At 68.9% G+C, this 25787-nt stretch carries 25 protein-coding genes and 2 pseudogenes; 16 read left to right on the forward strand and 11 right to left on the reverse strand.

The annotated features are described in order from the left end of the window. Nucleotides 1-82: 82 nt before the first annotated feature. The 8 genes from GEV28_RS00150 to GEV28_RS00185 all read left to right on the forward strand — a co-directional run bounded on the left by GEV28_RS00150 (nucleotide 83) and on the right by GEV28_RS00185 (nucleotide 6662). Entirely contained in the window at nucleotides 83-916 is an 834-nt protein-coding gene (locus GEV28_RS00150; RefSeq protein ID WP_291407230.1) for a hypothetical protein, read from the forward strand. Nucleotides 917-995: 79 nt separating this feature from the next. Next, nucleotides 996-1430, forward strand: coding sequence for an ester cyclase (locus GEV28_RS00155; RefSeq protein ID WP_291407232.1), 435 nt, complete (start codon nucleotides 996-998; stop codon nucleotides 1428-1430). Nucleotides 1431-1443: 13 nt separating this feature from the next. Beyond that, complete coding sequence (locus GEV28_RS00160) at nucleotides 1444-3195, forward strand: carbamoyltransferase C-terminal domain-containing protein (protein WP_291407233.1); 1752 nt, start codon at nucleotides 1444-1446, stop codon at nucleotides 3193-3195. A 124-nt stretch (nucleotides 3196-3319) separates the two neighbouring features. After that, nucleotides 3320-4015: a BTAD domain-containing putative transcriptional regulator gene (locus tag GEV28_RS00165; RefSeq protein WP_291407234.1), complete on the forward strand. Its 696-nt coding sequence runs from the start codon at nucleotides 3320-3322 to the stop codon at nucleotides 4013-4015. Nucleotides 4016-4057: 42 nt separating this feature from the next. Then, nucleotides 4058-4906 (forward strand): ABC transporter ATP-binding protein, encoded by an 849-nt coding sequence (locus tag GEV28_RS00170; RefSeq protein ID WP_291407235.1) that lies wholly within the window; start codon nucleotides 4058-4060, stop codon nucleotides 4904-4906. Next, complete coding sequence (locus tag GEV28_RS00175; protein WP_291407237.1) at nucleotides 4903-5634, forward strand: hypothetical protein; 732 nt, start codon at nucleotides 4903-4905, stop codon at nucleotides 5632-5634. The genes GEV28_RS00170 and GEV28_RS00175 overlap by 4 nt, the downstream gene beginning before the upstream one ends. Beyond that, on the forward strand, nucleotides 5634-6341 hold the full coding sequence (locus tag GEV28_RS00180) for a hypothetical protein (RefSeq protein ID WP_291407239.1): 708 nt from the start codon (nucleotides 5634-5636) through the stop codon (nucleotides 6339-6341). The genes GEV28_RS00175 and GEV28_RS00180 overlap by 1 nt, the downstream gene beginning before the upstream one ends. Before the next feature lie 15 nt (nucleotides 6342-6356). Then, the gene (locus GEV28_RS00185; RefSeq protein WP_291407241.1) at nucleotides 6357-6662 is read left to right on the forward strand and encodes a hypothetical protein; all 306 of its coding nucleotides are present in this window, start codon (nucleotides 6357-6359) and stop codon (nucleotides 6660-6662) included. A 17-nt stretch (nucleotides 6663-6679) separates the two neighbouring features. Here GEV28_RS00185 and GEV28_RS00190 read toward each other — a convergent pair whose 3' ends face one another. Next, nucleotides 6680-7984 carry an FAD-dependent monooxygenase gene (locus tag GEV28_RS00190; protein ID WP_291407243.1) on the reverse strand — a complete coding sequence of 435 codons (1305 nt, stop codon included), beginning with the start codon at nucleotides 7982-7984 and terminating at the stop codon, nucleotides 6680-6682. 28 nt (nucleotides 7985-8012) lie between these two features. Between GEV28_RS00190 and GEV28_RS00195 the strand changes: the two genes are divergently transcribed. Further along, nucleotides 8013-9521 carry an MFS transporter gene (locus GEV28_RS00195; protein ID WP_291407245.1) on the forward strand — a complete coding sequence of 503 codons (1509 nt, stop codon included), beginning with the start codon at nucleotides 8013-8015 and terminating at the stop codon, nucleotides 9519-9521. Between the two features lie 251 nt (nucleotides 9522-9772). Here the strand turns inward: GEV28_RS00195 and GEV28_RS00200 are convergent, their stop codons facing one another. After that, nucleotides 9773-11041 (reverse strand): hypothetical protein, encoded by a 1269-nt coding sequence (locus GEV28_RS00200; RefSeq protein ID WP_291407247.1) that lies wholly within the window; start codon nucleotides 11039-11041, stop codon nucleotides 9773-9775. A 269-nt stretch (nucleotides 11042-11310) separates the two neighbouring features. On the opposite strand from GEV28_RS00200, the gene GEV28_RS00205 reads away from it, so the two are divergent. The 4 genes from GEV28_RS00205 to GEV28_RS00220 all read left to right on the forward strand — a co-directional run bounded on the left by GEV28_RS00205 (nucleotide 11311) and on the right by GEV28_RS00220 (nucleotide 13977). Further along, on the forward strand, nucleotides 11311-11652 hold the full coding sequence (locus tag GEV28_RS00205; protein WP_291407249.1) for an NlpC/P60 family protein: 342 nt from the start codon (nucleotides 11311-11313) through the stop codon (nucleotides 11650-11652). A gap of 73 nt (nucleotides 11653-11725) precedes the next feature. Next, nucleotides 11726-11956: a hypothetical protein gene (locus GEV28_RS00210; RefSeq protein WP_291407251.1), complete on the forward strand. Its 231-nt coding sequence runs from the start codon at nucleotides 11726-11728 to the stop codon at nucleotides 11954-11956. Nucleotides 11957-12097: 141 nt separating this feature from the next. Then, the gene (locus GEV28_RS00215; protein WP_291407253.1) at nucleotides 12098-13462 is read left to right on the forward strand and encodes a hypothetical protein; all 1365 of its coding nucleotides are present in this window, start codon (nucleotides 12098-12100) and stop codon (nucleotides 13460-13462) included. A 65-nt stretch (nucleotides 13463-13527) separates the two neighbouring features. Beyond that, nucleotides 13528-13977 carry a hypothetical protein gene (locus GEV28_RS00220; protein ID WP_291407255.1) on the forward strand — a complete coding sequence of 150 codons (450 nt, stop codon included), beginning with the start codon at nucleotides 13528-13530 and terminating at the stop codon, nucleotides 13975-13977. 262 nt (nucleotides 13978-14239) lie between these two features. On the opposite strand, the gene GEV28_RS00225 is transcribed toward GEV28_RS00220, so the two are convergent. Both GEV28_RS00225 and GEV28_RS00230 read right to left on the reverse strand, forming a co-directional pair. Beyond that, the gene (locus GEV28_RS00225) at nucleotides 14240-14557 is read right to left on the reverse strand and encodes an FAD-dependent monooxygenase (protein WP_291407257.1); all 318 of its coding nucleotides are present in this window, start codon (nucleotides 14555-14557) and stop codon (nucleotides 14240-14242) included. 57 nt (nucleotides 14558-14614) lie between these two features. Further along, nucleotides 14615-15310: a helix-turn-helix domain-containing protein gene (locus GEV28_RS00230; RefSeq protein ID WP_291407259.1), complete on the reverse strand. Its 696-nt coding sequence runs from the start codon at nucleotides 15308-15310 to the stop codon at nucleotides 14615-14617. An 85-nt stretch (nucleotides 15311-15395) separates the two neighbouring features. On the opposite strand from GEV28_RS00230, the gene GEV28_RS00235 reads away from it, so the two are divergent. From GEV28_RS00235 to GEV28_RS00245, 3 genes are all read left to right on the forward strand, one after another. Beyond that, nucleotides 15396-15848, forward strand: a complete 453-nt coding sequence (locus GEV28_RS00235) for a DoxX family membrane protein (RefSeq protein WP_291407261.1) — start codon at nucleotides 15396-15398, stop codon at nucleotides 15846-15848. An 86-nt stretch (nucleotides 15849-15934) separates the two neighbouring features. Then, on the forward strand, nucleotides 15935-16576 hold the full coding sequence (gene folE, locus GEV28_RS00240) for a GTP cyclohydrolase I FolE (protein ID WP_291407264.1): 642 nt from the start codon (nucleotides 15935-15937) through the stop codon (nucleotides 16574-16576). Nucleotides 16577-16595: 19 nt separating this feature from the next. Further along, nucleotides 16596-17849: an FAD-dependent oxidoreductase gene (locus tag GEV28_RS00245; RefSeq protein WP_291407265.1), complete on the forward strand. Its 1254-nt coding sequence runs from the start codon at nucleotides 16596-16598 to the stop codon at nucleotides 17847-17849. Nucleotides 17850-17921: 72 nt separating this feature from the next. Here GEV28_RS00245 and tal read toward each other — a convergent pair whose 3' ends face one another. The 7 genes and pseudogenes from tal to GEV28_RS00270 all read right to left on the reverse strand — a co-directional run. After that, entirely contained in the window at nucleotides 17922-19037 is a 1116-nt protein-coding gene (gene tal, locus GEV28_RS00250) for a transaldolase (protein ID WP_291407267.1), read from the reverse strand. Beyond that, nucleotides 19034-20023, reverse strand: a complete 990-nt coding sequence (locus GEV28_RS00255; RefSeq protein WP_291407269.1) for a universal stress protein — start codon at nucleotides 20021-20023, stop codon at nucleotides 19034-19036. Before GEV28_RS00255 ends, tal begins: the two co-directional genes overlap by 4 nt. Before the next feature lie 39 nt (nucleotides 20024-20062). After that, a complete protein-coding gene (locus tag GEV28_RS42030; RefSeq protein ID WP_367114995.1) occupies nucleotides 20063-20482 on the reverse strand; it encodes a TrkA C-terminal domain-containing protein in 420 nt (139 codons plus the stop codon). Nucleotides 20483-20543: 61 nt separating this feature from the next. Continuing rightward, nucleotides 20544-20963: pseudogene (locus GEV28_RS42035) on the reverse strand (cation-transporting P-type ATPase); the annotation flags it as partial. Then, nucleotides 20849-21361 carry a cation-transporting P-type ATPase gene (locus tag GEV28_RS42040; protein ID WP_367114991.1) on the reverse strand — a complete coding sequence of 171 codons (513 nt, stop codon included), beginning with the start codon at nucleotides 21359-21361 and terminating at the stop codon, nucleotides 20849-20851. The pseudogene GEV28_RS42035 and the gene GEV28_RS42040, both read right to left, overlap by 115 nt. A gap of 171 nt (nucleotides 21362-21532) precedes the next feature. After that, a complete protein-coding gene (locus tag GEV28_RS00265; protein ID WP_291407273.1) occupies nucleotides 21533-24295 on the reverse strand; it encodes a cation-translocating P-type ATPase in 2763 nt (920 codons plus the stop codon). 379 nt (nucleotides 24296-24674) lie between these two features. After that, nucleotides 24675-24975, reverse strand: a pseudogene (locus GEV28_RS00270) (RNA polymerase subunit sigma-24); the annotation flags it as partial. Nucleotides 24976-25787: the final 812 nt, after the last annotated feature.

Genomic DNA, 25787 nt, shown 5'->3' on the forward strand with positions numbered 1-25787 from the left:
ACTCGTCGGTCAACAAATCAAAATCGACCGCAAGATATGAGTTCAATGGGGAATATATGAGTTCAACGGGGGTAGGGGTACCTTGAAGCGGAACACCGGTAGCGGCACATCTACGCATGTCTTCTGTATTCGCCACAACACCCGGAATGGTTTCGATTCCAGCCAGCCAGGGAGACTGTGCAAGAAATGCGTCGACGAAATCCGTGATCTCGTGCGCGTCATTCCATGGCTCTACGAGCAATGTGTGATGAAGACCGCGAACGGTGGCCGATACCTGATATCTATCCATTCGTCCGAGAAACTGCACTCCTGGGGTACGCCTGGCGACAAGGCGATCGAGACTCGCACGAGCATCAAGGAGGTACTGGCGTGCTGGACGGCCATGGTCGTCGATGAGCTGGAGGTGGCTGCACCGAAGTCGGACGTCCGTTCCCACGCGGTCTTCCTGAACGCTCATGTCGCCTGGCTCGCGGCGCATCCCAGTGCCGGCGACCTCATCCAGGAGCTCGAGGAACTGGCCTGCGCGGCCGTTCCCATCATCGACCGCGAGCCGGGCATCATCGAGCTCGGCGAGTGCGCCGAAGACGGCTGTTCCGCACCGCTGGTCGCAGATCTGGAGCATGCGACCTCGCTGTCGTTCACGTTGGTGCGGTGCGGGCTCGGCCACCGGTGGACCGCTCGTGACTGGCTCCGGCTCATGTACCGCGGCTTCCCGTCGACGGACGAAGACGGCGGCACGACGGCCAAGCGCATGGTGCCCACCAAGTCCGCAGCCAAGGCACTCGGCGTGACGGAGGCGACGATCCGGCAGTGGGCGCACCGCGGCAAGCTGACCCGCCACGGGACGCCGGGGAACGCCTCGTACGACCTCGTCGAACTCGCGGAACTCGCGCATCGGCTGCCGGCCCGCCCATGACGGGCCGGACGTGGGTCGGGAACGTCTGGACGCCGGCCCGGCCGGTCGCCGTGCCACCGCACCCGAAAGGTCCTCGGTGATGTCGGACGACATTCTCCTGGTGATGACCCGGTACCGGGACCTGTGGACGCGCAGCGGTCTCGGAAACGCGGACGGAGTGATCGATGAGCGGTTCACCCGGCACGGCAGCTCGGGTGCGCTGCGGGGAGTGCCTGCCTTCCAGCGGTACGTCGCGCACTACCTGACCGCGTTTCCGGATCTCGTGTTCACGGTCGACGACTGGTTCGGAACCCGGGACCGGGTCGTGGTCCGCTACGGCTTCACCGGAACCCAAGCGGAGTCGTTCATGGGCATCGCCGGTACCGGCAAGCCCGTCAAGGCCGAGGGACTGGCGATCTACCGCGTCGCGGACCGCAAGCTGATCGAGATCTGGGACTATCTCGATCTCTTCGGTCTCGCGGTACAGCTGGGAGCTCCGCTGCCGTCGATCAATCCTGCCCTTTCCCTGAAATAAAGGTGTCACCGGGATGAACAAGTACTATGTGGGGCTTGCCAACACGCTGCACGACAGTGCCATGGCGATCGTCGGGCCGGATGGTCGCGTCCTGTTCGCCGAGGCCACCGAGCGACACCTGCAGAACAAGCGGTCGATCCTCTGCGCGCCGGACTTCTTCAAACATTCCCGCGAGATGATCGACCGGTACGCCGGTCCCGAGGCCGAGCTCGTGCTAGCGCAGAGCTGGAGCCGGAACGCCAGGACGCTGATGCAGCAGATGCTGGAGACCCTGCGGCACGAGGAACAGCAACTCGTGGACGTCTTCGGCGAGATTCCCGAGTTCATGCGCACGCACATCTCCTCGCGCGAATTTCTCTACACCGCGCAGATCAACGCCCTGGACCAGACCGGCAATACGCTCAAGTACGAACTCAACCAGCGTGAGCGTGGCCGGTACCTGCGCGACCTGCCCATCAGGGCATACAACCACCACCTAGCGCATGCCGCGGCCGCCTGCTATTCGAGCCCGTTCGGCGAGGGTGTCTGCGCGGTAATGGACGCTCTCGGCGAGGGCACGTCCAGTGGATGCTTCTCCTACCGGGACGGGGTTGTCGAGCGGATCGACGACGTCGACGACTCGATCACCGGCAGCCTGGGGTTCTTCTACACCTTCGTGTGCGTCGTCTGCGGGTTCGGGCATCTGACCGGCGAAGAGTGGAAGGTGATGGGGCTGGCCGCCTACGGCAAGCCGAGGAAGGATCTCTACGAGCTGTTCCGCGCCATGATCGACGTCGACGGCCTTGGCATCAGGTTCGCGCCCGACTCGACCCTGTTGCCCATCTTCAAGAAGCTGCACGACATCAGGCGCAAGAGCGACGAGTCACCGTTCGCCGCGGCGGACCTCGCCTACGCGGGTCAGCAGGTGTTCAGCGAGGTCTACTTCGAATTCCTGCGCAATCTCGGCAAGCTCGGGATCTCCGACAAACTCATCCTCGGTGGCGGATGTGCGCTCAACTCCTCGGCGAACGGTCGAGTGCTGGCGAACACCGACTTCAAGCGGCTGCACATCTTCAGCGCCCCCGGCGACGACGGCAACGCGGTCGGCGCGGCGCTGCTGGCCTACCACGAGGACCACCCCGGACGCACCGAACCGGCGTTCCAGTCCCCGTATCTCGGCTCGACCCTGTCCGAGGACACCCTGGACAAGATGAGCCAGTTCGGCCCCCCCGGACAGGTACGTCTCGAGCCGTCGGAGGTGTACCGCCGTACGGCCGCCTATCTCGCCGAGGGAAAGCTGGTGGGCTGGGCGCAGGGAAGGGCCGAGTTCGGGCCGAGGGCGCTGGGCAACCGCTCGATCCTGGCCGATGCCAGGGACTCCGGTATGAAGGACAAGATCAATGCCAGGGTCAAGTTCCGCGAGGCGTTCCGGCCCTTCGCGCCGTCGATCCTGCACGAGTACGGCGACGAGTACTTCGCCGACTATCAGGAGTCGCCGTACATGGAGCGGACACTCCGCATCCGGGACGAGGTCGCCGCGAAGGTGCCGGCGATCGTGCACGAGGACGGAACCGCGCGCCTCCAGACGGTTCGGCGCGAGTGGAACGACAGGTACTGGCAGCTGATCGAGGAGTTCCGCAAGCTCACCGGGGTGCCGTTGATTCTGAATACCAGCTTCAACGTCATGGGAAAGCCGATCATCCACACGGCCGAGGACGCGTTGTCGGTGTTCTACACGACGGGGCTCGACGTGCTCGTCATCGGGGACACCATCATCGAGAAGTAAGCACGCGAAGGAACGACGCATGTCAACACACGTACAGCTGCGCCTGCTCGGCGGATTCGAGATGTCGGTGAGTGGCTGCACCGCGGCGCGGTGGCTCCCGAACAAGGCACGCACGCTGTTCGCCGTGCTGCTGGTGAACGCGGGGCACAGGGTGAGCAAGAATCGCCTGGAGGATCTGCTGTGGCCGGACACCGGCCGGCCGGCGGGATCGTCCTCGCTGAAGGTCACCGTGCACGGGCTGCGCAGGGAGCTGGACGCTCGCCTCGGCTCCGACCGCGACTGCCTCCGGATAGACTACCGCGACAGCGGTTATCTGCTGCGGATCGGCGACGAGGTGACGGTGGATTTCCTGGAACTCGAACGTCTTTCGCGGCAGGCGCGGGAGGCGGACCGGCTGGGCGACCCGAGAACCGCCGCCGCGCTGTACCAGCGCGCCACCGCCTGCTACCACGGGGAGTTCCTCGCCGGAGCCGCCGAGGACTGGGTGGCCGAGCAGCGCGAGTGGCTGTGCTCGATGACCGTTCGCACCCTGGACTACCTTGCCGAGCAGTGCCTGACGACCGGCGACCTGATGGGAGCGGCCGAATACAGCCGGCAGACGCTGACGATGGATCCGGCCAACGAGCAGGCTTTTCGCCGTATCATGTGGATGCACGTCAGCTGCGGCGAGGCGGACCGGGTCCGCGAGTGGTACAACCTCTGTGCGCGGCGGCTGCGGGAACGGCTGGAGGCCGAGCCGGGTGAGCCGACCCGCTGGCTGCTCGAGCAGGCTCTCCGATCACCCGTCGCCCGCCTGAACGAGTTTGCCGCGCATGGCTGAGGAAATCCAGCCGAAACCACCCTCGACGGGCACACTGACGCGGTGATCACTGTCGAGCAGTTGTCCTACGCGTACCCCGGCGGCCTGCGCGCGGTGCGCGAGGTGAGTTTCCAGGTGAATGCGGGGGAGGTGCTCGGCTTCCTGGGGCCCAGCGGTGCCGGCAAGAGCACGACGCAGAAGGTCCTCGTCGGGCTGCTGTCGCCGTATCAGGGCGAGGTGCACGTGCTCGGCAGGTCGTTGCGTGGTCAGGGTCCGGAGTACTACGAGCAGATCGGGGTCGGCTTCGAACTGCCGAACCATTTCGCCAAGTTGACTGCCCTGGAGAACCTGCGGTTCTTCGCATCCTTCTACGCCAGGACCACCGATCCCCGGGAACTGCTCGCGCGGGTGGGGCTGGCCGACGCCGCCGACCAGCGGGTGGAGCAGTTCTCGAAGGGCATGAAGATGCGCCTGAACTTCGTGCGGGCGATGCTGCACGATCCGCCGGTGTTGTTCCTCGACGAGCCGACCAGCGGGCTGGACCCGGCGAACGCCCGACTGCTCAAGGACATCATCGTGGAGCAGCGGGAGCAGGGGAAGTGCATCTTCCTGACCACGCACAACATGCACGACGCCGAGGAAGTCTGCGACCGGGTGGCGTTCATGGTCGGCGGCGAGATCCGGCGGATCGGTCCGCCGAAGGAACTGCGCGCACAGAGCGACGTCCGCCGGGTGTCCGTCGCCTACCGCGAGGACGGGGAGGTGCGCACCGCGGAGTTCCCGCTCGACGGCATCGGGGACGACGTGAGCTTTCGCAAGTTGTTGCGGGAACGGGAGATCGTCTCGCTGCACTCGCTGGAACCGAGCCTGGAGGACGTTTTCCTGCAGGTGACGGGTCGGAGGCTGACGTGACGGCCGCCTCGACGCCGGTGCGCCGGTCCGGCCGCATCCTGCGGCGGGCGATCTGGTGGGACCTGCGGTTGCTGCTCCGCTACCAGGTCGTGACCGTCGCGGTGGCCGTCGCCGTGCTGTACGTGGTGTTGTTCCGCGCCGTCCCGGCCCTGCGCACGGATGCGGTGGCGGTCACGTTCATCTTCGCGGACCCCATGATGATCGGCTTTCTCTTCGTCGGCGTCATGGTGCTGTTCGAACGCGATGCGAACACGCTGCAGGCAGTCGTCGTGACACCCCTGTCGCCGAGCCAGTACCTGTGGTCGAAGGCGATCTCGCTGACCTTGCTCGCGCTGCCGGGCAGCCTGGCCATCGCGATCGCCGCGCACGATATTGGGCTGAATCCGGTATTCCTGGTCGGCCTTGTCGGCTCGTCGGTCATGTTCGTGTTCGTCGGCTTCGTGGCGGTGTCCAGGGTGCGGTCGGTCAACGAATACCTGCTGATCGCGCCGATCTATCTTGTTCCGGGAGCGGTCCCGGTCCTGGCCGTGCACGGGATACTCAACTCGCCGTTCCAGTACGTGTTTCCGACCAAGGCGACGCTCGTCCTCCTGCAGGCAGGTTTCGCCACGCCTCCACTGTGGCAGCTGCTCTACGCCGTCGCCTTCCTCGGCGTCTCGGCGGTCGGAGCGTTCGCGTGGGCGCGACACGCGTTCGAGGTGCACGTCCGGCGGCCGGGAGCCCGGTGATGAGCGCGGCGACCACCGTCTGGCGCAACGACCTGCGCAACGTCGTCCGGGATCGAACGATCGGCATCCTGCTGGCCGTTCCGCTGGGCTTCCTGGCGATGCTCCGGTTCGGCTACCCGATCGCCGAACGGCAGCTGTCGCTGGACCCGAGCTACCGGGCCGATGTGCTCGCCGTCTTCTGCCTGATCTCGGCGACCTTCCCGGCGTTCGTCACGGCGTTCATCATGCTCGACGAGAAGGACGCCGGCCTGATCGCGGTGCTGCGGGTGCTGCCGGTGAGTCCCGCGCTGCTGCTCGGTTACCGGCTGCTGGTGGTGGCCGTGTTCAGTGCGTTCTACCCACTGATTCTGATCGGCTTCACCGGACTGAGCGCGCGACCCCTGCCGGAGGTGCTGGTTCTAGGGCTGCTGTGCGCGCTCGGGTCGCCGGCCGCGACCCTGCTCGTCGTGGCGACGGCCGCGAACAAGATCGTCGGGCTGGCGATGTTCAAGGGGCTGTTCTTCCTGCTCGGGTTCACGATCGTCTGCGCGGTCTTTCCCGGCTGGTGGACCGTGGTGGCGGCGGTGGTGCCGACGTTCTGGATCGCGTCGACCTTCGGCGCCACGAGCACGTCCGGGTTCTTCGTGAACGCGGCGGTCGCCGTGGTGTTCCACCTGCTGGTCATCGTCCTTGCCTACCGGAGGTTTCGCCGACAGATCACCACGTAGCGAAGGAGATCCAACGTGGCCGAATCTTTTCTGTGCGAGACGGAGTTACTGCTCCGGGAAGCCTGCGAGAAGCTGGAAGCGAACGCGTGCGACGAGCCGCTGTCCTCGGCGGCGGTTCGGCTCGTCCAGTGCGCCATGCGTGCCGTGGCCATTCTGGCGTGGCCCGAGAAGGATGCGGCGAGCGAGATGTTGGGGTACGCGCGCGCCGCGGTCACGGCGGCCGTGTATGCGACGTGGGAGATCGACGGTCGCGTTCGACGCGGCGGCGCACCGGCCGGGTCAACCGCGGCGGGCCGGCCGCACGTCGACGACGTTCGCTGACCCGGAACCGGGTCCGCTCACCGGCCCGACAGCCGGGCGATGGCGTCCCGCAGGACGAGGGTGGCTCGGGTCCCCGGCACCAGCAGCATCGCCCCTATTCTGTACCCGCGCAGGCGGGGCTTCACCAACACACGGTGGCGCCGCTCGTAGCGGTCCAGCGCGGCGGGCAGGTCGTCGGGGGTCCGCGCCAGTTCCTCGGCGAGCGTGTGGGCTCCGGCGATGGCCAGCGTGGAGCCGTCGCCGAACAGGGACAGGCACGAGGCCGCGTCACCGACCAGCGTCACCCGGCCGGTCGACCAGCGCGGCGGCTGAAGCCGGCTGATCGAGTCGAAGTACAGGTCGTCCGTGGCCATGGCCAGGTCGAGATAGCGCTCGAACCGGCCGAGCCGTCCGGTGAACGCCTCGGCGAGGAGCCGTTTGTGCGCGGCGGTGTCGCGATGATCGAGCCCGGCCACGGCGCGGCGGCGGAACATGAACGCCGCCACGGCCGTCCCGGACGCCGGATGGACGCTGAAGGCGCGACCAGGGGTATTGAACATGACCACGTGGTGTTCGTCGCGGATCGGCCGGTCCACCAGGACGGATGCCACATACATGTCCAGGTGCCGGATGACATCCTCCTCGGGCGCGAAGGCCAGGCGGCGCACCGTCGAATGCAGTCCGTCGGCGCCGACCACCAGGTCGAACCGCTCCGGCTCCGCGTGGCGGAAGCAGACCCGCACGCCGTCGCCGGTCTGCGTCAGCTCGGTGATCGTGTCGGCCCAGAGTGTGCGGACGTTCTCGCCGGCGGCCGACAGCAGGATCGCCGCCAGGTCGGCGCGCGCGATCTCCACCTCGCGATCCCCGGCGGAACCCTGGAACGTCTTCATGCGGAACGAGCCCCGGTCTCGCCCCTCGGCGTCGACGAAGACGAGCCGGTTCACCCGCGTCGCCACGGCGCGCAAGTCCGGAAGGATCCCCATCCGCTCGACGACGTCGACGGAGGGTCCCTTCACGTCGACCGGGCTGCCGCTGGAGCGCCGGCCGGCGGCGAGTTCGACGAGCGTGACCGTGCAGCCGTGCCGCGCGAGCCAGTAGGCCAGGGTCGATCCGGCGATGCCGGCACCCGAGATCAGCACGCGGAGACTCATGACTGCCCTCCCTCCCTCGGGCGGTCCGGCGAGGTTATCCGATGCGCCCGAACAGTGGGTTAAAGGGAAGACCGATCTCAAATATAATCGGATAATGGTGACGAATCTGTGATTGTGCGCTGATGGCCGAGCGATGTCGATGTTTCGGACCCGCGAGTAGTGAAATAGACTCGTAAAGGACACCTGCATCATGCGGCGATCCATAGGAACCGGGGGCCTTTTGAAGAGGATCGACACTCGCTGGCTCGCCCTCGCCGCACTCGCGGTGGCGATGCTGACCATCGGTCTGGACAGCACCGTGCTGAGCATCGCGCTGCCCACTCTCGCGGTCGACCTGCACGCGAACAACACCGCGCTGCAGTGGTTCAACACCGCCTACACGCTCGTACTGGCCGCCGCCATGCTGCCGGCCGGCGCGCTCGGTGACCGGTACGGCCGCAAGAAGCTGCTGCTGATCGGGCTGATCCTGTTCGGGCTCGCGTCGGCGGCCTGCGCCTTCTCGGTCTCGTCCGGCCAGCTCATCGCCGCGCGCGCCGTGCTCGGAGTCGGGGCCGCGATCATGATGCCCCTGTCGCTGGGGGTCCTGCCGGGGATGTTCCCGGACCAGGCGCAGCGACAGCGTGCGCTGACGATCTCGATGATCTCGGTCATGCTCGGCCTCGCACTGGGTCCGCTCGTCGGCGGCTGGCTGCTGGGCAGCTTCTGGTGGGGCTGGGTGTTCCTCCTCAACCTGCCGCTTGTCGTGATCGGTGCCGTGGCCGTCGCGACGCTGGTTCCGGAGAGCCGCAGCGAGAACGCCTTCCGGCTCGACCTGCTCGGTGCCGTCCTGTCCACAGTCGGAATCCTCGGCCTCACCTACGGTTTCATCCGCTTCGGCGGCAGTGGCTGGGGCGACAAGCTCGGGTGGGGGACGATCGTGGCCGGGGTCGTGGTGCTCACGGTGTTCGTCTGGTGGCAGCGCAGGGTCGAACATCCGCTGGTGGATCTCGGGTTGTTCACCAGGCCCGGGTTCAGCTGGGGAACCGTGCACCTGATGCTCATGCAGTTCGCGATGTTCGGCATCTTCTTCACCGTGCCGCAGTACCTGCAGGCGGTGCTCGGCGTCGACGCGTTCGGCAGCGGGTTGCGGATGCTCCCGTTGATCGGTGGTCTCATCGTCGCCGGCCGGGCCGTGGACGTGCTGCTGGTGCGAGTCGGCAGGCGGGCGGTGCTGACCATCGGGTTCGCCATGCTGGCCGTGGGGCTGGTGCTCGGTGCGCTGACCTCGGTGCGGAGCGGTTACGGCTACGACGCGATCTGGATCACCGTGCTCGGCATCGGCATCGGCTTCGTCATGCCGACGGCGATGGGATACGCGATGAGCGAGCTCGACGACGAAGGTGCCGGCTCCGGTTCGGCTCTGCTGAACGCGCTTCGGCAGGCGAGCGGAACCATCGGCGTCGCGGTCCTGGGTACCGTGCTGTCCACGCAGTACCGCTCACAGCTGGGTCCGTACAACCGCGAACCGATCTCCGACAGCGTGAACAGCGGTGTCGTGGTGGCACACCGCCTCGGCGACAACTCCCTGCTCGGCCATGTGCAGACGGCGTTCGTCAGCGGCATGAGCGCGATGCTGTGGATCTGCGTCGGACTCGCCGCGCTTGCCGCGGTCGCCGCCGCGGTGTTCGCCAGGAACGCTCCGGTCGATGCCACCAAAGCGACCGGAGACCAGTCGGTTCTGGTTGGCTGAGCCGATCGGGTCGACACGACCCGATTCGTGACGTGTGGACGTGGGGGGCCGGCCGGCGCGACCGATGTGCTGTGGTACCGCAAGGACGTTCGTCGCCACTGCCCGGCTTCCGGGGAGGACGGAAGCGTTGCGCGCCAAGCTGGTCTGCGAGTACGAGGAAACCCTTCTCACTCCGTATCTCGCCGCGGTGAAAAGAGTCCGGGGCCTGCCGCGCGAGTCCGCGCGATAGGCCCCGGTGCACACGCTGTCGGTCAGGCGCCGATCTCCTTCAGCAGGATCGCCAGCGCGTCGTCCGCGACGCGGGTCGCGCGTTCGGCAGAGATTCGTCCCTCGATGTAGCAGGCGTTCAGATGAAGCACACCGTTGCTGGTTACGGCGCAGAAGGCCATCTGTGCCGTGATGGACATCGAGGAGAAGAACTGGACCGAGGACACCTCCCAGTCGCCGACCCGATCCGGGAAGTCGACGCGGCCCAGATTGGACACCATGATGTTCCCGGCTCCGCGCTCGTCAATACCCTCGACGAAACGTCCACTGGTCGCCACGGACTTCGGTGCGAACGGCCGCATGATCGCGATCGTGGACAGGTGCAGCTTCAGTCGCACGCGTCGCTTGAGATCCTTGTTGAACTGGTGGGCCACGGCCCAGAAGTCGGCGTCCTGATCCACCTTCGGATACGTGTTGGTGATGCACACGTAGTTTCCGACCTGGCTCTTGTCCAGCGCCGGTGACAGCTCCGCACGCACCTCGACCGGCGACCGGATGGCGACCTTGCCGCTCTGCATGCCGATCTCACGGCCGACCGCCCTTGCGACGGCGGTGGACAGTGCGGCGTGCACGGTCACACCGTTCTGCTTGCACGCGGCCAGCAGTTTCTCCAGTTGGTCGGTGGACATGTGCCGGAGCAGCAGCCGGGTACGGGTCTGCGGCAACGTCACCCGCTTCTCCGGCATCATCCGCTTCGGCTTCGCCCGCAACGACGCCATGTGCTCGACGAACATGCCCACCACGGCCCAGGCGATGCTGCGGACACCCTTCGGCAGCAGGTAACCCAGTGGCAGGACCGGTTCCCGGGAGACCGCCGCACGTGGCTTGTCGGTGCTGGGGTCCCATTCCGCGGCGTAGCGGATCATCTGGCCCAGCATCATCACGCGAGCGGTGGCGTCGACGATGGTGTGCGACATCACCAGGATCAGGTCGTGCGTCTCCTCATCGGTACCGGCACCGCGCACGACGTCGAGCAGCCGCGCCATCGGAGCGGTGGTCGTGTCGGCGGGCTCGACCATCTCGACGGTGTCGAGCTCCCGCTCGGCCGCGTGCTCGTCGTCGGCGTCGGCGTGCACGACGCGGATCGGCAGCACGGGATCGGGGACGGGCTCGTACCGTGCATTGGTGCCGTCGGCATCGGCGCGGATCACGACCCGCAGCAGGGGTTGCTCGGCGACCACCGCGGCCGCGGCCCAGGCAAGCTGTTCCTTGTTGATCCTGCCGCGCACCTGCGCCCAGGCGAACCCGTTCATCGCCGCGATCTGGTGGGCGATCCATAGCCAGCGTTCGACAGGGCTCAGCAGCCGGCGGACCTCGCTAGCCTTTCTGCCGACACCTGATTTGTCGCTGAAGGTATCGAGGGCCATCCGCGCGACTCCTTCCGAGGATGAGACAGCAACTGCCGGCACGCTAGCCGGGACCGGTTATGACGCGGTTAATGTGCGAGTCGGCCTGTGCGCCCGGTCGGCGCGGCCACCCAGCAGCGGATCCGTGGGGCTGCGGTCAGAGCTACATCTCCGTGTTGCGGCCCGGGTGGAAGGGATTCGACTGCTCCGGCCTGATCTACAAGATGTTCGAGCACGCCGGGGTCGACTTCCCGTACACGTCGTCCGCGGCGATGGCGGCGCTGCCGTCGGTCGCCAAGTCGCAGATCCAGCGCGGTGACCTGCTGGTCAAGCCGGGTAGCCACGTGGCGATGTACCTCGGCGTCGCCGACGGAGTTCCGTGGGCGCTCGAGGCCAGCCCCAAGCAGGTCCTCGAGCAGAACGGCATCTGGCGCGTCGCCCAGGGCGTGATGGTGGTCGACGCCAGCTCGTACCTGAACGACTCGGGTTACGGCGCCCACCGGGTCGTGGGAGCCTGACGTTCGACACGGGTGCCCGCGGCGGATCCTCGGTCCGCCGCGGGAACCCGCTTTCTCGGGTCTGGAGGTCGTCATGCCGGTGGAGCTGCCCCCGGGACTGGTGCGTATGCGGCGTGAGCTCGAGCGGCTCGCGGCGTCACCGCAGGCCGACGACCCCACGACCGCCTGGCGGCTCGCGTTGATGTCGCGGCGTGGGGCGCACCGCGAGGAGGAGTACCTCGCCCGCGTCGGGCGCGGCGCCGACGACGAGGACGAGGACGAGGACGGCGACGACATCCACCGCACGGTCTACGGCCCCCGGTAGGGCCGGCAGCGACACGCGTCGCGTCGCCGAATATGTGCATCCGCCAACGACTTCTGTGCGCCTGCTAAGAGGTGGGGAACGGATGAGGCCGTTCTTCGTTCCGGTTCGTCGAACGCGCAAATCAGCATTGAGGGGGCCGCCGTGGCCGACGAATCGTTCGACTCGCACCGTGGAGAGATCGAGGACTTCGAGAACAGCTTCATCGACCTCTGCTATGAGATCGTCGACGCGACCTATGACTCCGACAACGCCTACTACGTGACGTTTCCCAACATCCTCGAAGGCAAGTACGCCGCGCCCCGGGAGTACATAGACAGCATCGTCCTGCCGACCTCGTACGACTTCGACACCGACGAGTTCAACCCCTCCGTCTACCGCGACGACATCGCGAACCTGACCGCCACCGAGCTGCCGCGGTTCCTCGACGGGGCCGAGCTGGGCTCGTTCGACGAGATCGACACCCGGCTCCGCGAGGCGGCGAACCTGCTGGACCTCGCAGGCGGCTACTACGGCTTCGAGCAGTTGCTGATCCTCATGGACAAGTGGAGCGGCCGGGCCGCCTACAACTTCCAGCACAAGGTGCTGGCGACGTTCGAGACGATGCTGGTGCACCAGCTCGTGTTCATCGACGAGCTCGGCGCGGTCTCCCTGTGCCTGCGCGAGCTGATCGACCGCGCCCGCGGCGACGGCCTGGGACTGGCGCAGGACCTGAAGGCGAAGGTGGACCGCGGTGGCAGCTCGATCTCGCTGGGCACCGCCCTGTGGGTCATCGGGTCGATCGCCGCTGGGGTGGCGACCTTCGGCTCGTCGGCACCGGTCACCGCCGCCGTGTGGGCCGCACGGACCGCGACCGTCGTCAACACCGCGGCGGGGGCGATCGGGCAGGTGCAGAAACTGAGCGGCCGCCAAGACGGCGCCGAGCGGGCCATCGAGGGCGACACCGCCTACGAGTTCATTCCGTCCTGTCTGAACCAGATCGACCGGATCATCCGGGAGGGCCTCGTCGAGACCGGCACGCTGATGGACACTCTCGCCGCCGACCTGGGCAACGCCGGCATCAAGGACCTGAGCATGGCGGAGCCCAGGCTGCTCGACGACGAGGGCTCGGACGACTTCCACCTGACCGGGGCCGCCGCCCTGAGCGAGGAGGTCCTGATCGAGTCGATCGCGGACCTCCGCTTCGCCGGCGTGGTCCTGCTGCCGACGATGGCGCAGTACTTCGACGACGCGCACGGTCAGGTCGCCGGGCTCGACGGAGTGTTCGACAGCGCGGTCGGCTACTCGCCGGTCGCCGACACCAGCCGGCACACGCTGAAGGAGGCCGTCGGGGTGCTCGCCGACTCGTTCGCCGAGGTGCGCGAGTTCCTGTACCGCGCCGGCGTCGTGCTCACCGACATCGCCGACACGTACCTCGCGACCGAGGAGCAGAACGAGGCGATGCTGGCCAACTTCAACCTGCAGCTCGACGAGGTCGACACCGACCAGTTCCCCCAGTACCAACCATGAGTCCCGGCCGGACACGGGCCGGACACGTCATCCACCGCTATCCACAACCGACCACCGGAGGTCCGATGTCGACGATCACCCCCGTCCCGCAGTCCGTCCGCAACGCGACGCTCGCAGTCTGGGCGGTACTCGCCCTGCTCGTGCTCCGCGCCATCCTCACCGTCGTCTTCTCCGACGAGCTCGTCGACGCGTACGTCGACGGCAACGAGACCCTCAAGTCGCTGCCCCGTGAGTTCGCCGTGGACGGCGCCCCGCGCTACACGGCGGTGGCGATCGGCGTCCTCGTCATCGGCGCCGTATTCGCCTTCGCCGCGGCCAACCTGGGCAAGGCCGCGCGGTGGGCACGTGTCGTCGCCATCGTGTTCGCCTCGCTGAGCCTGCTCGGCGTGGTCGTGTCGGTGATCGCGCCGACGATCCCGGTGCTGCTGGTCATCAACGTCGTCGTCGGGCTGCTGTCGGCGGCCGTCATCGTCCTGCTCTGCACCGGTGACGCCAACCGCTTCTTCGCCAAGTAGGTCCGCACCGATGGCACCCGAGAAGGCGGCCGGGCCCCTGTCCGCGGCCACTCGCGAGCCTCGCGGAGCTGGACGGCGTCATCGGGCAGTGGGAGGACCTGATCGACCAGGTCACTCGCGACCAGCGGCAGGTCACCGACGCGGTGTCGGGCCCGGCAGAGCCGGCCGGCGACGACGTCAGCGCGCAGAACACCCATGCGTCGCAACGGGTTCTGGCGGACATGCGCCGGCACAACGAGAGGCTGCTCCGCTACGCGGAGGGCTACCTTGTGCCGGCCCACGCAAGCAGCCGGGTGTACTCAGCCGCCGCTGTTGAGGAGCGGGCCACGGCGGCGAAGCCGTAGTCGAGCATGGTGGTTTCGTAGGCGTGGACCGAATCCAGCAGTGGGCTCGTGCGGTCAGTGATGCGACGGCACAGCAAGGCGGCGTCGCGCAGCGCGACGGCCGCGCCGATGCCGGCGGGCACCATCGTGTGGATGGCGTCGCCGACCAGGGTGACGGGCTCGGTCTTCCATGGCGGGACGGGTTTCGCGGTGCGGACGGTGGTCGAATGGACGGTCGCCGGAGTGCCGAGGTTCACGAGTGCCGCGAGGTTGGGGTGCCAGTCGGTGACAGACCCCGGCGCGCGAGCGTCAGGTCAGTCAGAGCCCCGGTCAGGTTCCAGAAGCACGCAGCAGCGGCCTGGGGCAGGGTCGAGGTGGGCGGTGAGCCCGGTGTGACCGAGGCCGTGGAGGAGCCCGGTGAGCAGGCTGAGGTTCATGCCGCAGACGAGTTGGGTGTGTTCTTGGGCCAGTGCGTGGAAGGGACAGTTGCCAAGAAGTATCCGGTCGCCGTCGGTGCGCGGTTCGAACCCGTGTGCCTCCAGCGCGCCGAGTACCCCTTCGGCCGTCGGTTCGTCGTCCTCGGCGGCGCGGGTGCGCCCGAGCTCCAGGCCGAGCTCGTGGGCCCGGCGACCGAGGATCGCGCGCACCGGCTGTGCGGTCCGGTCGGCTTCCTCGACGGCCGCCGCGAGCAGGTGCCCGGACAGGTCGTAGCGGCGTTCCGGCAGCGACACCGCCACGTGGTGCCGCGACCGGCTGTACAGCTTGGCCGGCCGACCTGCGCCTGGCCCGCTTCGGCCCGTGCGCCGTTGGTAGGTGACGTCGAGCAGGGTCTGCTCGACCAGCCGGTCGAGGTGGAACGCGACGGTCGCTCGGGGAACCCGTAGCGCGGCGGCGACCTCGTCTCGGCTCACGGGTGCGGGCTGGCGCACAACGTGCTCGTAGAGCAGGCGTCGGGTCGGCTCGTCCAGTGCTGCCACCGCGGCCACCCGGCTTGCAAGGGTCTCTTCCACGCCCCCAGTCTAAAACATACTCTGGTTGACTAAAACCGGAGATGCTTCTAACGTAAATAGTAGTTAACGTTAGAAGGAGGCAGTCATGACTACCGGCATCTCGGCGTCACCGCATCGGGGCTTGATCGACCGCGCGGCCTTGGGCGACCCCGGCTATCAGGCGTTCCTGGCGCTGCGGACGGTGTTCACCGTGGCACCCATCCTGTTCGGCCTCGACAAGTTCGCGAATCTGCTCGTCGACTGGCCGGGCTACCTCGCACCGTGGATCGACGACATCGTGCCCGGCACCGCGCAGCAGGCCATGTACGCGGTCGGTGTGGTGGAGGTGCTGGCGGGCATCGCGGTGGCCTTGGTCCCGCGGTACGGCGCCTGGCTGGTCGCGGCGTGGTTGGTCGGAATCCTCGTCAGCTTGCTCACCATCCCGGGGTACTACGACATCGCCCTGCGCGACTTCGGACTGTTGGTCGCCGCGGTGGCATTGGCCCGGCTGTCGAGCCGATACGCGCCGGGACACCCGAGGCAACCGGTCGGGGAATGACCCTGGCACGCGGACGATCCTGAGGCGCCGGGGTCTGGCGGACGAACCAACAGGCGTACCGACCTCGGTGCATGAGGAGTCGACAGATGAGTGTCAGCGATCTGAGTGAGTCCGGCTCGACGATTTCGGCGGCTGACCTCGGCCGGCGCCTGCGCGTTGTGGGCGACCGCGCCGAGCCGGACCTCGACGCCGCCGAGCGGGCGGTGGCCGATCTGCTGGTCGCCCTGGGGAAGGACCCGTCCGGCGAGCATCTGGTGGACACGCCCAGGCGGGTGGCCAGCTGCTACACCGAGCTGCTCAGCCCGCGGGAGTTCGATCTGACCACGTTCCCCAACGACGAGGGTTACGACGAGTTGGTGCTCGCCAAGCGCATCCCGGTGCAGTCCTTGTGCGAGCACCATCTGCTGCCCTTCCACGGCGTGGCGCACATCGGCTACCTGCCCGGGGAACGGATTCTCGGGCTGTCGAAACTGGCCCGGGTCGTCGAGTTGTTCGCCCGCGATCTGCAGGTGCAGGAGCGGCTGACCAAACAGATCGCGGACTGGCTGCAGGAACACCTTGCCCCCAAAGGTGTTGGTGTGGTCATGGAGGCCGAGCACATGTGCATGTCGCTGCGGGGTGTGCGAGCCATGGGTGCGCGCACGGTCACGTCGGCCCTGCACGGGCAACTGCGTGAGGACGTCCGCACCCGCCAGGAGTTCTTCGCCCTCACCGGAATCGGTTCTTGAACGTCGCAAGGGAATGATCATGGCCAAGTCACGCACGTACGTCATCGTCGGTGCGAGCCTTGCCGGCGCGAAAGCGGCCGAGGCATTGCGCGAGAACGGTTGCTCGGAGCGCATCGTGCTCGTCGGGGCCGAGGCCGAACCGCCCTACGAGCGACCCGCGTTGTCCAAGGGCTACCTGTCGGGCAAGGAGGACCGAGCGACGCTCGCCGTGCACGACGAGCGGTGGTACGCCGACAACGCGGTGGAGCTGCTGCTCGGCCGGCGAGCGACACGCGTGGACCGCGCCGCGCACGAGGTCGAGCTCGATGGCGGCGAGCGGATCGGCTACGCGAAGCTGCTGCTCACCACCGGCTCGTCGGCGCGGCGACTCCACGTGCCCGGCGGAGACCTCGACGGCGTGCACCACCTGCGTCGGGTCGAGGACTCCACCAGGTTGCGGGAGGCGATCCGCGGCGGCGGCCAGGTCGTCGTCGTGGGTGCCGGTTGGATCGGGCTGGAGGTCGCTGCCGCGGCACGCCGGTACGGCTGCGCGGTCACGGTCATCCAGCCGAGTGCGACACCCCTGCGTGCGGCGCTCGGCCCGGAGATGGGCGGCTTGTTCGCCCAGTTGCATCGCCGGCACGGCGTGGACCTGCGGACCGGTCACGGAGTGACGGGGCTGCGCGGCAACGGGCGCGTCTCGGCCGTGGTGACCGACGACGGAGCCGAAACCCCGGCCGACGCGGTCATCGTCGGCATCGGCGCGCGGCCCGACACCGAGCTCGCTGAGCACGCACAGCTGTCCGTGGACAACGGAATCGTCGTCGACGAGTCGCTGCGCACCGAGGACCCGGACATCTACGCGGCAGGGGACGTCGCGAACTCCTTCCATCCCTGGTACGGCCGACGGATCCGGGTCGAGCACTGGGCCAACGCTCTGCGTGGCGGGCCGGTCGCCGCCCGGGCGATGCTCGGCCAACGGGTCGTCCACGACGGCCTGCCGTACTTCTTCACCGACCAGTACGAGCTCGGAATGGAGTTCTCCGGCTGGTTCGCACCGGGCGGCTACGACACGGTGGTGACGCGCGGCGACCTCGACGGGCTCGCGTTCCACGCCTTCTGGCTGGCCGACAACCGAGTCGTGGCGGGAATGCACGTGAACCAGTGGGACGAGGGCATCGCACCGATCCAAGACCTGATCCACAGCCGGCAGCCGGTCGACCCGAACCGACTCGCCGACACCGCGACACCCCTCGCCGACCACCTGACCGGTCGAACCGTGTACTCGCCTTGAGCACCGGCCGGACTCCTGGCCGAGCGAGGACGACGGCGCGGAGCCACCCACCGAAGCGGCGTCACGCGGCGCTCAGCGTGCCGTGGGCCGCGCCCGCAGACTCGCGGCCAGCGTCTCACCGAGCTGGTTCCAGCTGTTGTCGAAGGCCGCCACGCCGTCGACCTCGAGGGTGCGGACGACCTCGTCGTAGTCGATGCCGAGTGCCCGCAGCCGATCGAGGACCTGCTGGGCGTCGTGGTAGTGGTCGTGGACCGAGTCCGCCGGTACCCGGCCGTGGTCGGCGACCGCTCGCAAGGTGGCTTCCGGCATCGTGTTGACGACGCCGGGGGCGACCAGGTCGACGACGTAGCGGGTATCGGGATAGCGCGGGTCCTTGACTCCTGTCGACGCCCACAGCGGCCGCTGCGGACGCGCACCCGCTGCGCGCAGCGGTTCCCACCGCGGCGAGGAGAACACTCGTTCGTAGCTCTGGTAAGCCAACCGGGCGTTCGCGATCGCCGCCCGGCCGCGAAGATCCGCCGCCTCCGGGGTGTCCATCGTGTCCAGTCGCGCGTCGATGTTCGTGTCCACCCGGGACACGAAGAACGAGGCGACCGAAGCGATCGCGGACAGGTCGTGGCCGTCGCGGTGAGCCCGTTCCATCCCGTCGAGGAAGGCGTTCATCACCTCCTCGTAGCGGGTCAGGGAGAAGATGAGAGTGACGTTGATGCTGATCCCGTCGGCCAGGCACGCCGCGATCGCCGGCAGCCCCTGGCGCGCGGCCGGGATCTTGATGAACAGGTTGGGCCGGTCGACCGTCCACCACAGAGCCCGGGCCTCGGCGATCGTCGCCTCCGTGTCGTGGGCGAGCCGGGGGTCGACCTCGATCGAGACCCGCCCGTCCACGCCGCCGGTCGCGTCGTAGACCGGGCGCAGCACATCACATCCCCATCGCACGTCGCGGGTGGTCAGCGCACGCAGAGCCTCGCCGACCTCGACGCCGCGGGCGGCCAGTCCGCGCACCTGGGCGTCGTAGGAGCGGCCGCTGGTGATCGCCCGGGCGAAGATCGTGGGGTTGGTGGTCACTCCGACCACGTGGTGGTGGGCCACGAGGTCGGCCAGACTGCCCGAGGTGAGCCGGTCGCGGCTGAGGTCGTCGAGCCAGATCGACACGCCGGCCTCGGTGAGGGTGGTCAGCGGGCCGGTCATGACCCACCCCGCACCAGCGAGCCCCGGTCCCGCACGCGGACCCGATGGCGGCTGCCGGTCGGGTCCGCATGCGGGTCACCGCGGATGACCGCGACCGGGCAGGTGGCGTTGTGCAGCACGTTGTGGCTGGTCGAGCCGAGCATCAGCGCGGCGATGTCGCCGTGCCCGCGCGAGCCCAACACCAGCAACTCGGCGCCCGCCGCGGCCGCGGTCAGCGTGGTCGCCGGCGCTCCGGAGAGCACCTCGCAACAGATCTCGATGTCGGGGTCGTGCTCCGCCTGCGCGGTGACCAGCCCGTGCAGCGTGTCCGCGGCGCGCACGTGCAACCGAAGCAGATCCTTCCGCTGCAGGCTGGCCATGGTCTGCAGCGTGGCCGCGTCGAACACGTACACGGCGCGCACCTCCGCCTGCCGGTCGGCGGCCTCGGCGAAGGCGAACGCCAGCGCGGCCCTCGATCCGGTGGAGCCGTCGACCCCGACCACGATCTGCCGGTGCCGCTGGTTGCCGGCGCGGTCCACGAGGCCGGGTACGACGATGACCGTGCAGGTCGCGTGACGCGCGACCTGGGCGCTGACCGATCCCAGCCGCAGACCGGGGAACCCGTCCTCGCCGCGGGCTCCGACGACGAGCAACGCGGCCCCGGACGCGGCGGACAGGAGCTGGTGGGCCGGGCCGCCGAACAGGAGCTCGGGGATCACCCGCACCGCAGGTGCTTGCCGGCTCGCGTGACGGACACCTCGGGCGAGCACTCGTTGCGCCGTGGCCATCCGCTCGTCGCCGGGGGCGTCGGAGGAGTCGCCGGGGGAGTCGCCGGGGGAGTCTGGGGTGTCCGGGAAGTCGCCGGAGGCCCGCCGGCCGGGCGAGACGTGGCAGAGCATGACGATGCCGTCGCGCAGGCGCGCTTCGGTCAACGCCCAGTTCAGGGCCAGCAGGCTGGTGGGGGAGCCGTCGAAGCCGACCACGATCCGTACCCGTCTGTCGGTCATGGCTGCGACTCCGTCCACCTCGTCCACAATATGAAAGCTCTACTTACAATGATACTCGTATAAACTATTCGGCGCCTTCCGGAAATGCCGTCGCCGTCGAAGGTTCAGTCGAGGATATTTCTTACTGGAAATGTTGTAGATATCGGCATCTGTGGCGGTGTCGGTGACGACGAGGGCGGTGTCGCCCGGCTGGAAGCTGTAGTCCCCGCCGGGTACGACCGGTTGGGCGTCGTGGACGACGGCGGCCACGACGGTGCCGGAGGGCAGGGTGAACTCGCCGACGGTGCGCCCGGCCGCGGCCGAGTTCTCGTCGATGTGGGTTTCGACGAGCGTGACCCCGGCGGCGGAGTGCCGGACGAGCCCGATGGTGTCGGCGGCGCAGGCCGCCTCGCCGATCAGGGCCGCCAGCGCGGATTCGGCGGGCAGGGCGACGTCGACGCCCCACCGGGTGTCGAACAGCCAGGCATCGTCCGGATCGTTGACGCGGGCGAGGGTGCGGGGGCAGCCGCACCGCGAACAGCAGGGCGCCCAACGCGAACGCCGCGACGGCCACGCGCCGGGCCATGATCGCCGTCTGCCGCTGCAGCGGGCTGCGGTCCGCCGACGTCTCCGCGGTGAGCCGGTAGATCCGCCCGAACTCGGTCGCCACCCCGGTACCGGTCACGATCGCCTTGCCGGTGCCGGCGGACACGGTGGTGCCCATCCAGACCAGGTTGCGGGCCTCCAACCGGGCGGTGCCGGCCGCCACCCGCTCCGCGAACCGTCCGGCCGGCGCGCTCTCCCCGGTCAGCGCCATGTTGTTGACGGCGAGCTCATGGGCCTCGATCACCCGGCAGTCCGCCGACACCGCGTCCCCGGCCTCCAACACGACCACGTCCCCGACCGCAAGCTCGGCGGCCGGCACCTCGACGCGCTCGCCGTCGCGCACCACCCGCGCGCGGTGCGGCACCATCGCCCGCAACGCCTCCGCGGTCCGCTCCGCCATGTACTCCTGCCCGAATCCGATGGCCGCGTTGAGCAGCACCACCAGCAGGTCGCGATCGCCAGCTGGAGGTTGCCGACATCGGGCGGATCACCCAGCAGGTAGGCCAGCAAGGTGAGACCGGCCGCGACGAGCAACACCACCGCGAACAGATCCGTGAGCTGCGCGACGAACCGCAGCACCACCGACCGGCCCTGTGGAGCGGGAAGCTCGTTGCGGCCGTGCTCGGCCAGTCGCACCACGGCCTCCCCGGAGGACAGACCCCGCGGAGAGGAGCCCACCGCCGCGAACACCTCGCCAGGTGCGAGCCGCTCAACCGGCGTGTGCTCGGCGGTACCCGCCATCGACAGCGACATGATCACCTCCTGGAGACGGCCGACCCGGCCGGCCCGGTGGAGGCCAGGGTCCGTGCCGATCGACGATGCGGTGCGCTGTCCGGCCGGCGCGGACGTGCGAACGGCCGGTGAGATCGTCCGACCGCCGAGACAGCCCGGCCGGCGACGGCGTACCGGTCGGGTCTGACCGACTCATCGGTCTGGTCCGGGCGTCGGCGTGCTCGGGCTGGGCGGCCAAGGCGTCCGGCGGGCGCGGAGGACGATCTTCACGAGCTCACCGATCCAGAGGATGGTCGACCCGACCGCCGCGCATGTCAGCCACTGGCCGGAGGTCAGGTCGGTGGTGGTGAAGAACCGGTGCAGGGCGTCCATCTCCACGGCGAACGTGAGCAGCACGGTCACGACGGCCGTGGCGAGGAAGGCCGAAGGGTTGTGGAGGGTTTCGCGGCTGACGATGCTGCGGGTCCCGTCTCGCACGTTGAGCAGGTTGAAGACCTGGAAGAACACGAACGTGACGAAGGCCATCGTGCCGGCGACGGTGGGTGTGCCGAGGTGCGGCTCGGGTCCGGGTGCCCACAGAAGGACCGCGAGGGTGCCCGCCGCCATGACCAAGCCGGCCAGCACGATCCGGACGAGCCGCTGCCGGGTGAGGATGCGCTCGCCGGCGGGGCGTGGTGGCCTTCTCATCGCGTCCGGGCTGACCGGGTCGACGCCGAGGGACATCGCGGGTGGGCCGTCCATGACGAGGTTGACGAAAAGGATCTGCAGTGCGGTGAAGGGTGCGCCGCCGGCGAGGCCGGTCATCGAGGCGATCAGGAAGGTGAGCACGAACCCGAACGCGGTGGACACCTGGAATCGGGTGAACTTCACGATGTTGTCGTAGATGCCGCGGCCTTCGCGGACCGCGCCGACGATGGTGGCGAAGTTGTCGTCGGTGAGGATCATCGTCGCGGCGTCCTTGGTCACCTCCGTTCCGGTGACGCCCATGGCGACGCCGATGTCGGCCTTGCGCAGGGCGGGGGCGTCGTTGACGCCGTCGCCGGTCATCGCGACGACGTCGCCGCGGGCCTGCAGGGCTGTCACGATGCGGATCTTGTGCGCGGGGGACACCCGGGCGATGACCCCGATGTCGTCGAGCCTGCGAGCGAGGTCGGCGTCGTCGACCCGGTCGAGGTCGGCACCGCTGACGGCCGCGCCCGGGATGCCGAGCTCGCCGGCGATGGCCGCGGCCGTGACGGCGTGGTCGCCGGTGATCATCCGGACGCGGACGCCGGCGTCGCGGCATTGCGCGATCGCCTGCCGTGCCTGTGGCCGTGGCGGGTCGACGATGCCGACCAGCGCGACGACGACGACCCGGTCGAGCAGGTCCTTCGGATCGCCGGTGGTGTCGAAGCCGTCGACCGGGACGTCCTCGACCCCGACGGCGATCACCCGCATGCCCTGTTCGGCCAGCGTGGCGTTGGCCTGCTCGTAGCGCCGGCGGGCGGCGTCGTCGAACGGCAGGATCGCCTCGTCGCCGAGGTAGCGGTCGGCCCGCGCCGACAGCACGTCGGGGGCGCCTTTGACGAAGCACCGGATCACGTCGCGGCCGCGGCTGTCGGTCCAGCGGTGGAAGGTGGCCATGAACTTGTGGTCGGCGTCGAACGGGATCTCCAGGACGCGGGGACGCTCCTTGCGCAGGGCGGCGACGTCGATGCCGCCCTTCTCCGCGAGGACGACCAGCGCACCCTCGGTGGGGTCACCGATCACCTCCCCGTCGCGCAGCACCACGTCGCTGCACAGGGCGACGGCGATCAGCGCGTCGTTCAGCGTCGCGGGCGGTCCCGACCCGTCGGTGGTGCGGATCCGCCCGTCGGTGGTGTAGCCCTGTCCGGAGACGGTGAACCGGCGGCCGGCCAGCAGGATCTCCCGTGCGGTCATCTGATTGAGCGTCAGCGTCCCGGTCTTGTCGGTGCAGATCTGCGAGGTGCTGCCGAGGGTTTCGACCGAGGCCAGCCGTTTGACGATGGCGCCGCGACGGGCGAGCCGGCCGGCGCCCATCGCCAGGGTGAACGCGACGACCGCCGGCAGGCCTTCCGGGATGGCCGCCACGGCGAGGGACACGGCGCTGACGAACAGCGGGCCGAAGTCCTGGCCACGAACGATCCCCAGCACGAACACGACGACGATGACGGCTCCGGCGACAGCGGCAAGGGTCCGGCCGAGGCTGTCGATCTGGCGCTGCAGCGGCGTCGGTCCGGCCTTGGCTTCATGGAGCATGCCGGCGATCCGGCCGATCTCGGTGGCCATGCCCGTGGCGGTGACCACGGCCTCGCCGCGGCCGCGGGTGACCATCGTGTTCATGAAGACCGCGGTCGCCCGGTCGCCCAGCGGCGCGGCCTCGTCGACGTCGGCGGCAGCGGATTTGCCGACCGGCTGGGCCTCGCCGGTCAGGGACGACTCCTGCAGCTCCAGGGAGGCTGTGGACAGCAGCCGACCGTCGGCGGGTATCCGGTCACCGGCCTCCACGACGATGACGTCGCCGGGCACGAGTTCCGCGGCGTCCAGCCGCACGATGCGCCGGTCGCGGCGGACCGTCGCGGTCGTGCCGAGCATCCGTCGCAGCGCGTCCCGTGAGGCTTCGGCCCGGGATTCCTGTACGAACCCGATCGTCGCGTTGAGGAGTACCACCAAGGCGATCACGGCCGGGGTTTCCCATTCCCGGGTCACCGCCAGGCTCACCACCGCGGCGGCCAGCAGGAGCAGGATCAGCAGGTCCTGGAACTGTCGCAGGAAGGCCCGCCACGGCGGTTCCCGGGGCGCGTCGTCGAGCCGGTTCGCACCGTGCTGCCGCATCCGTCCGGCCGCCTGCGCCGTCGACAGCCCGAGCCGCGGATCCACCTCGAACTCGCGGGCGGCGGCGTCGGCGGGAAGCGCGTGCCACGGCGTTGGTGTCGTTTCGGTCGATCCGGCCATGCGTGCATCGCCTCCAACCACATGCGGCGCGGATCCGGTCCGTCGTAGGAGCCACTCCCGCCGGCTCGGTGCTTCGCGGCGGTCGGCGCGGCGCAGGTGCCGAGGCCGGTGACCCGGATCCGGTTCGCCGCGCCCGGGGCGTGCCAGGTCAAGGCTCAGCGTGCGCTTTCCCACCGTGGGACGGCATCGGGCGCCGTCGGCCACAACCACGGCCCGACGGTTGCCGACCGTCAGCAACCACGGCGGCACCGCGGCCGCCCGGGAGGCCGACGTCGCCGAAGCAGGCACCCGACCCGCGTCGGGAGGGGCAGGCCCGGTCAGGCGTCCGCACGCGTCGCGGTGTTCGAGAAGCCGACCGTGATCGCCGCCTCCGGGCCGGTCAGCCGAGGTCGGCGAGCTTGCGCTCCAGCACCGCCCGCTCGCGCTCGTTGCCGCACAGCCCGTACGGCGAGCTCCAGTTCGGCGCGCGCCTCGCCGGTGCGTCCCAGGCGGGTGAGCAGAACCCCGCGAACGCTCGGCAGCAGGGGCGAGTTCGACAGCGCCTCGGCGGCCACCAGCTCGTCCACGATCGGCAGCGCCGCGGCCGGTCCCTGGGCCATGGAGTCCGCCACCGCCCGGTTGAGGTCGACCACCGGCGACGGCGCGAGCCGGCCGAACGCCTCGTAGATGAGCACGACGCGCCCAAGCGGGAGGACAGTACTCATCGTGGTGATCCAGGGGCATCGTGTCACCGGTGCTGTTCGGCATGAGCGGCTGCTGGACGAGGTCGGCGACGGACGCGGACACTCACTCCCGAACTGGCTGGAATCCTCAGCGGCTTTGTGCTACCTGCCAGCCGCCCGGGTCGCGCGACACAGCCGTTCACGACCCGGGCGCCCAGCACCGCGCGAAGCTCGTCGACGACGCAGCCGTCACGGTCGCTCACTCTCACGGCATCCCCATGGCCTTCATTGCCGATGACCGGCAACGATGCCGGTGCAAGTTGGCCCGGTGTACCCGATGCCAAGAGCCCGCGCGCAGGACAGGATCGAGTCTTGTCGCCAGGCAGCGCCAGGCAGCGCCAGGCGGGCGCACCCGGGAGTGCGCAGGGCCGGTTCCGCAGGGCGCGTCTGTCGACCTGTGGGCGATCCGCCGGCAGCTGCTCCGGCGCCGACCTGGACACGCATGGAGGCGCCGGACCCGGGGTGATCATTCGTTCAGCTGGGCACCACGGAAGGAGATACCGTGAAACGTGATCGAGCAGCAGGTCCGGTCGGGCTCGGCGAAAGGAAGTCCGTCGTGGACACCGAGCTCGTCCCGCCGGGCCACGGGCTGCGCGGCGGCGAGAGCAAGCCGGTTACGAGCGCCGGAAGGCGCGCCTCGACGAGGGCCGTGGCTGGAGTACAACCTGTCGCGGTGTCATCGAGGCTTTCCAAGCGCGGCACGAGCGCCCGGCGCCGCGTCGCCTGGTCGTCCGCTCGACTGTCGGCAGCGGTCTCGGCGACCCGTTGCG

This window comes from Actinophytocola sp., from assembly GCF_009379765.1.
In the GTDB taxonomy this organism is placed as follows: Bacteria; Actinomycetota; Actinomycetes; order Mycobacteriales; family Pseudonocardiaceae; genus Actinophytocola.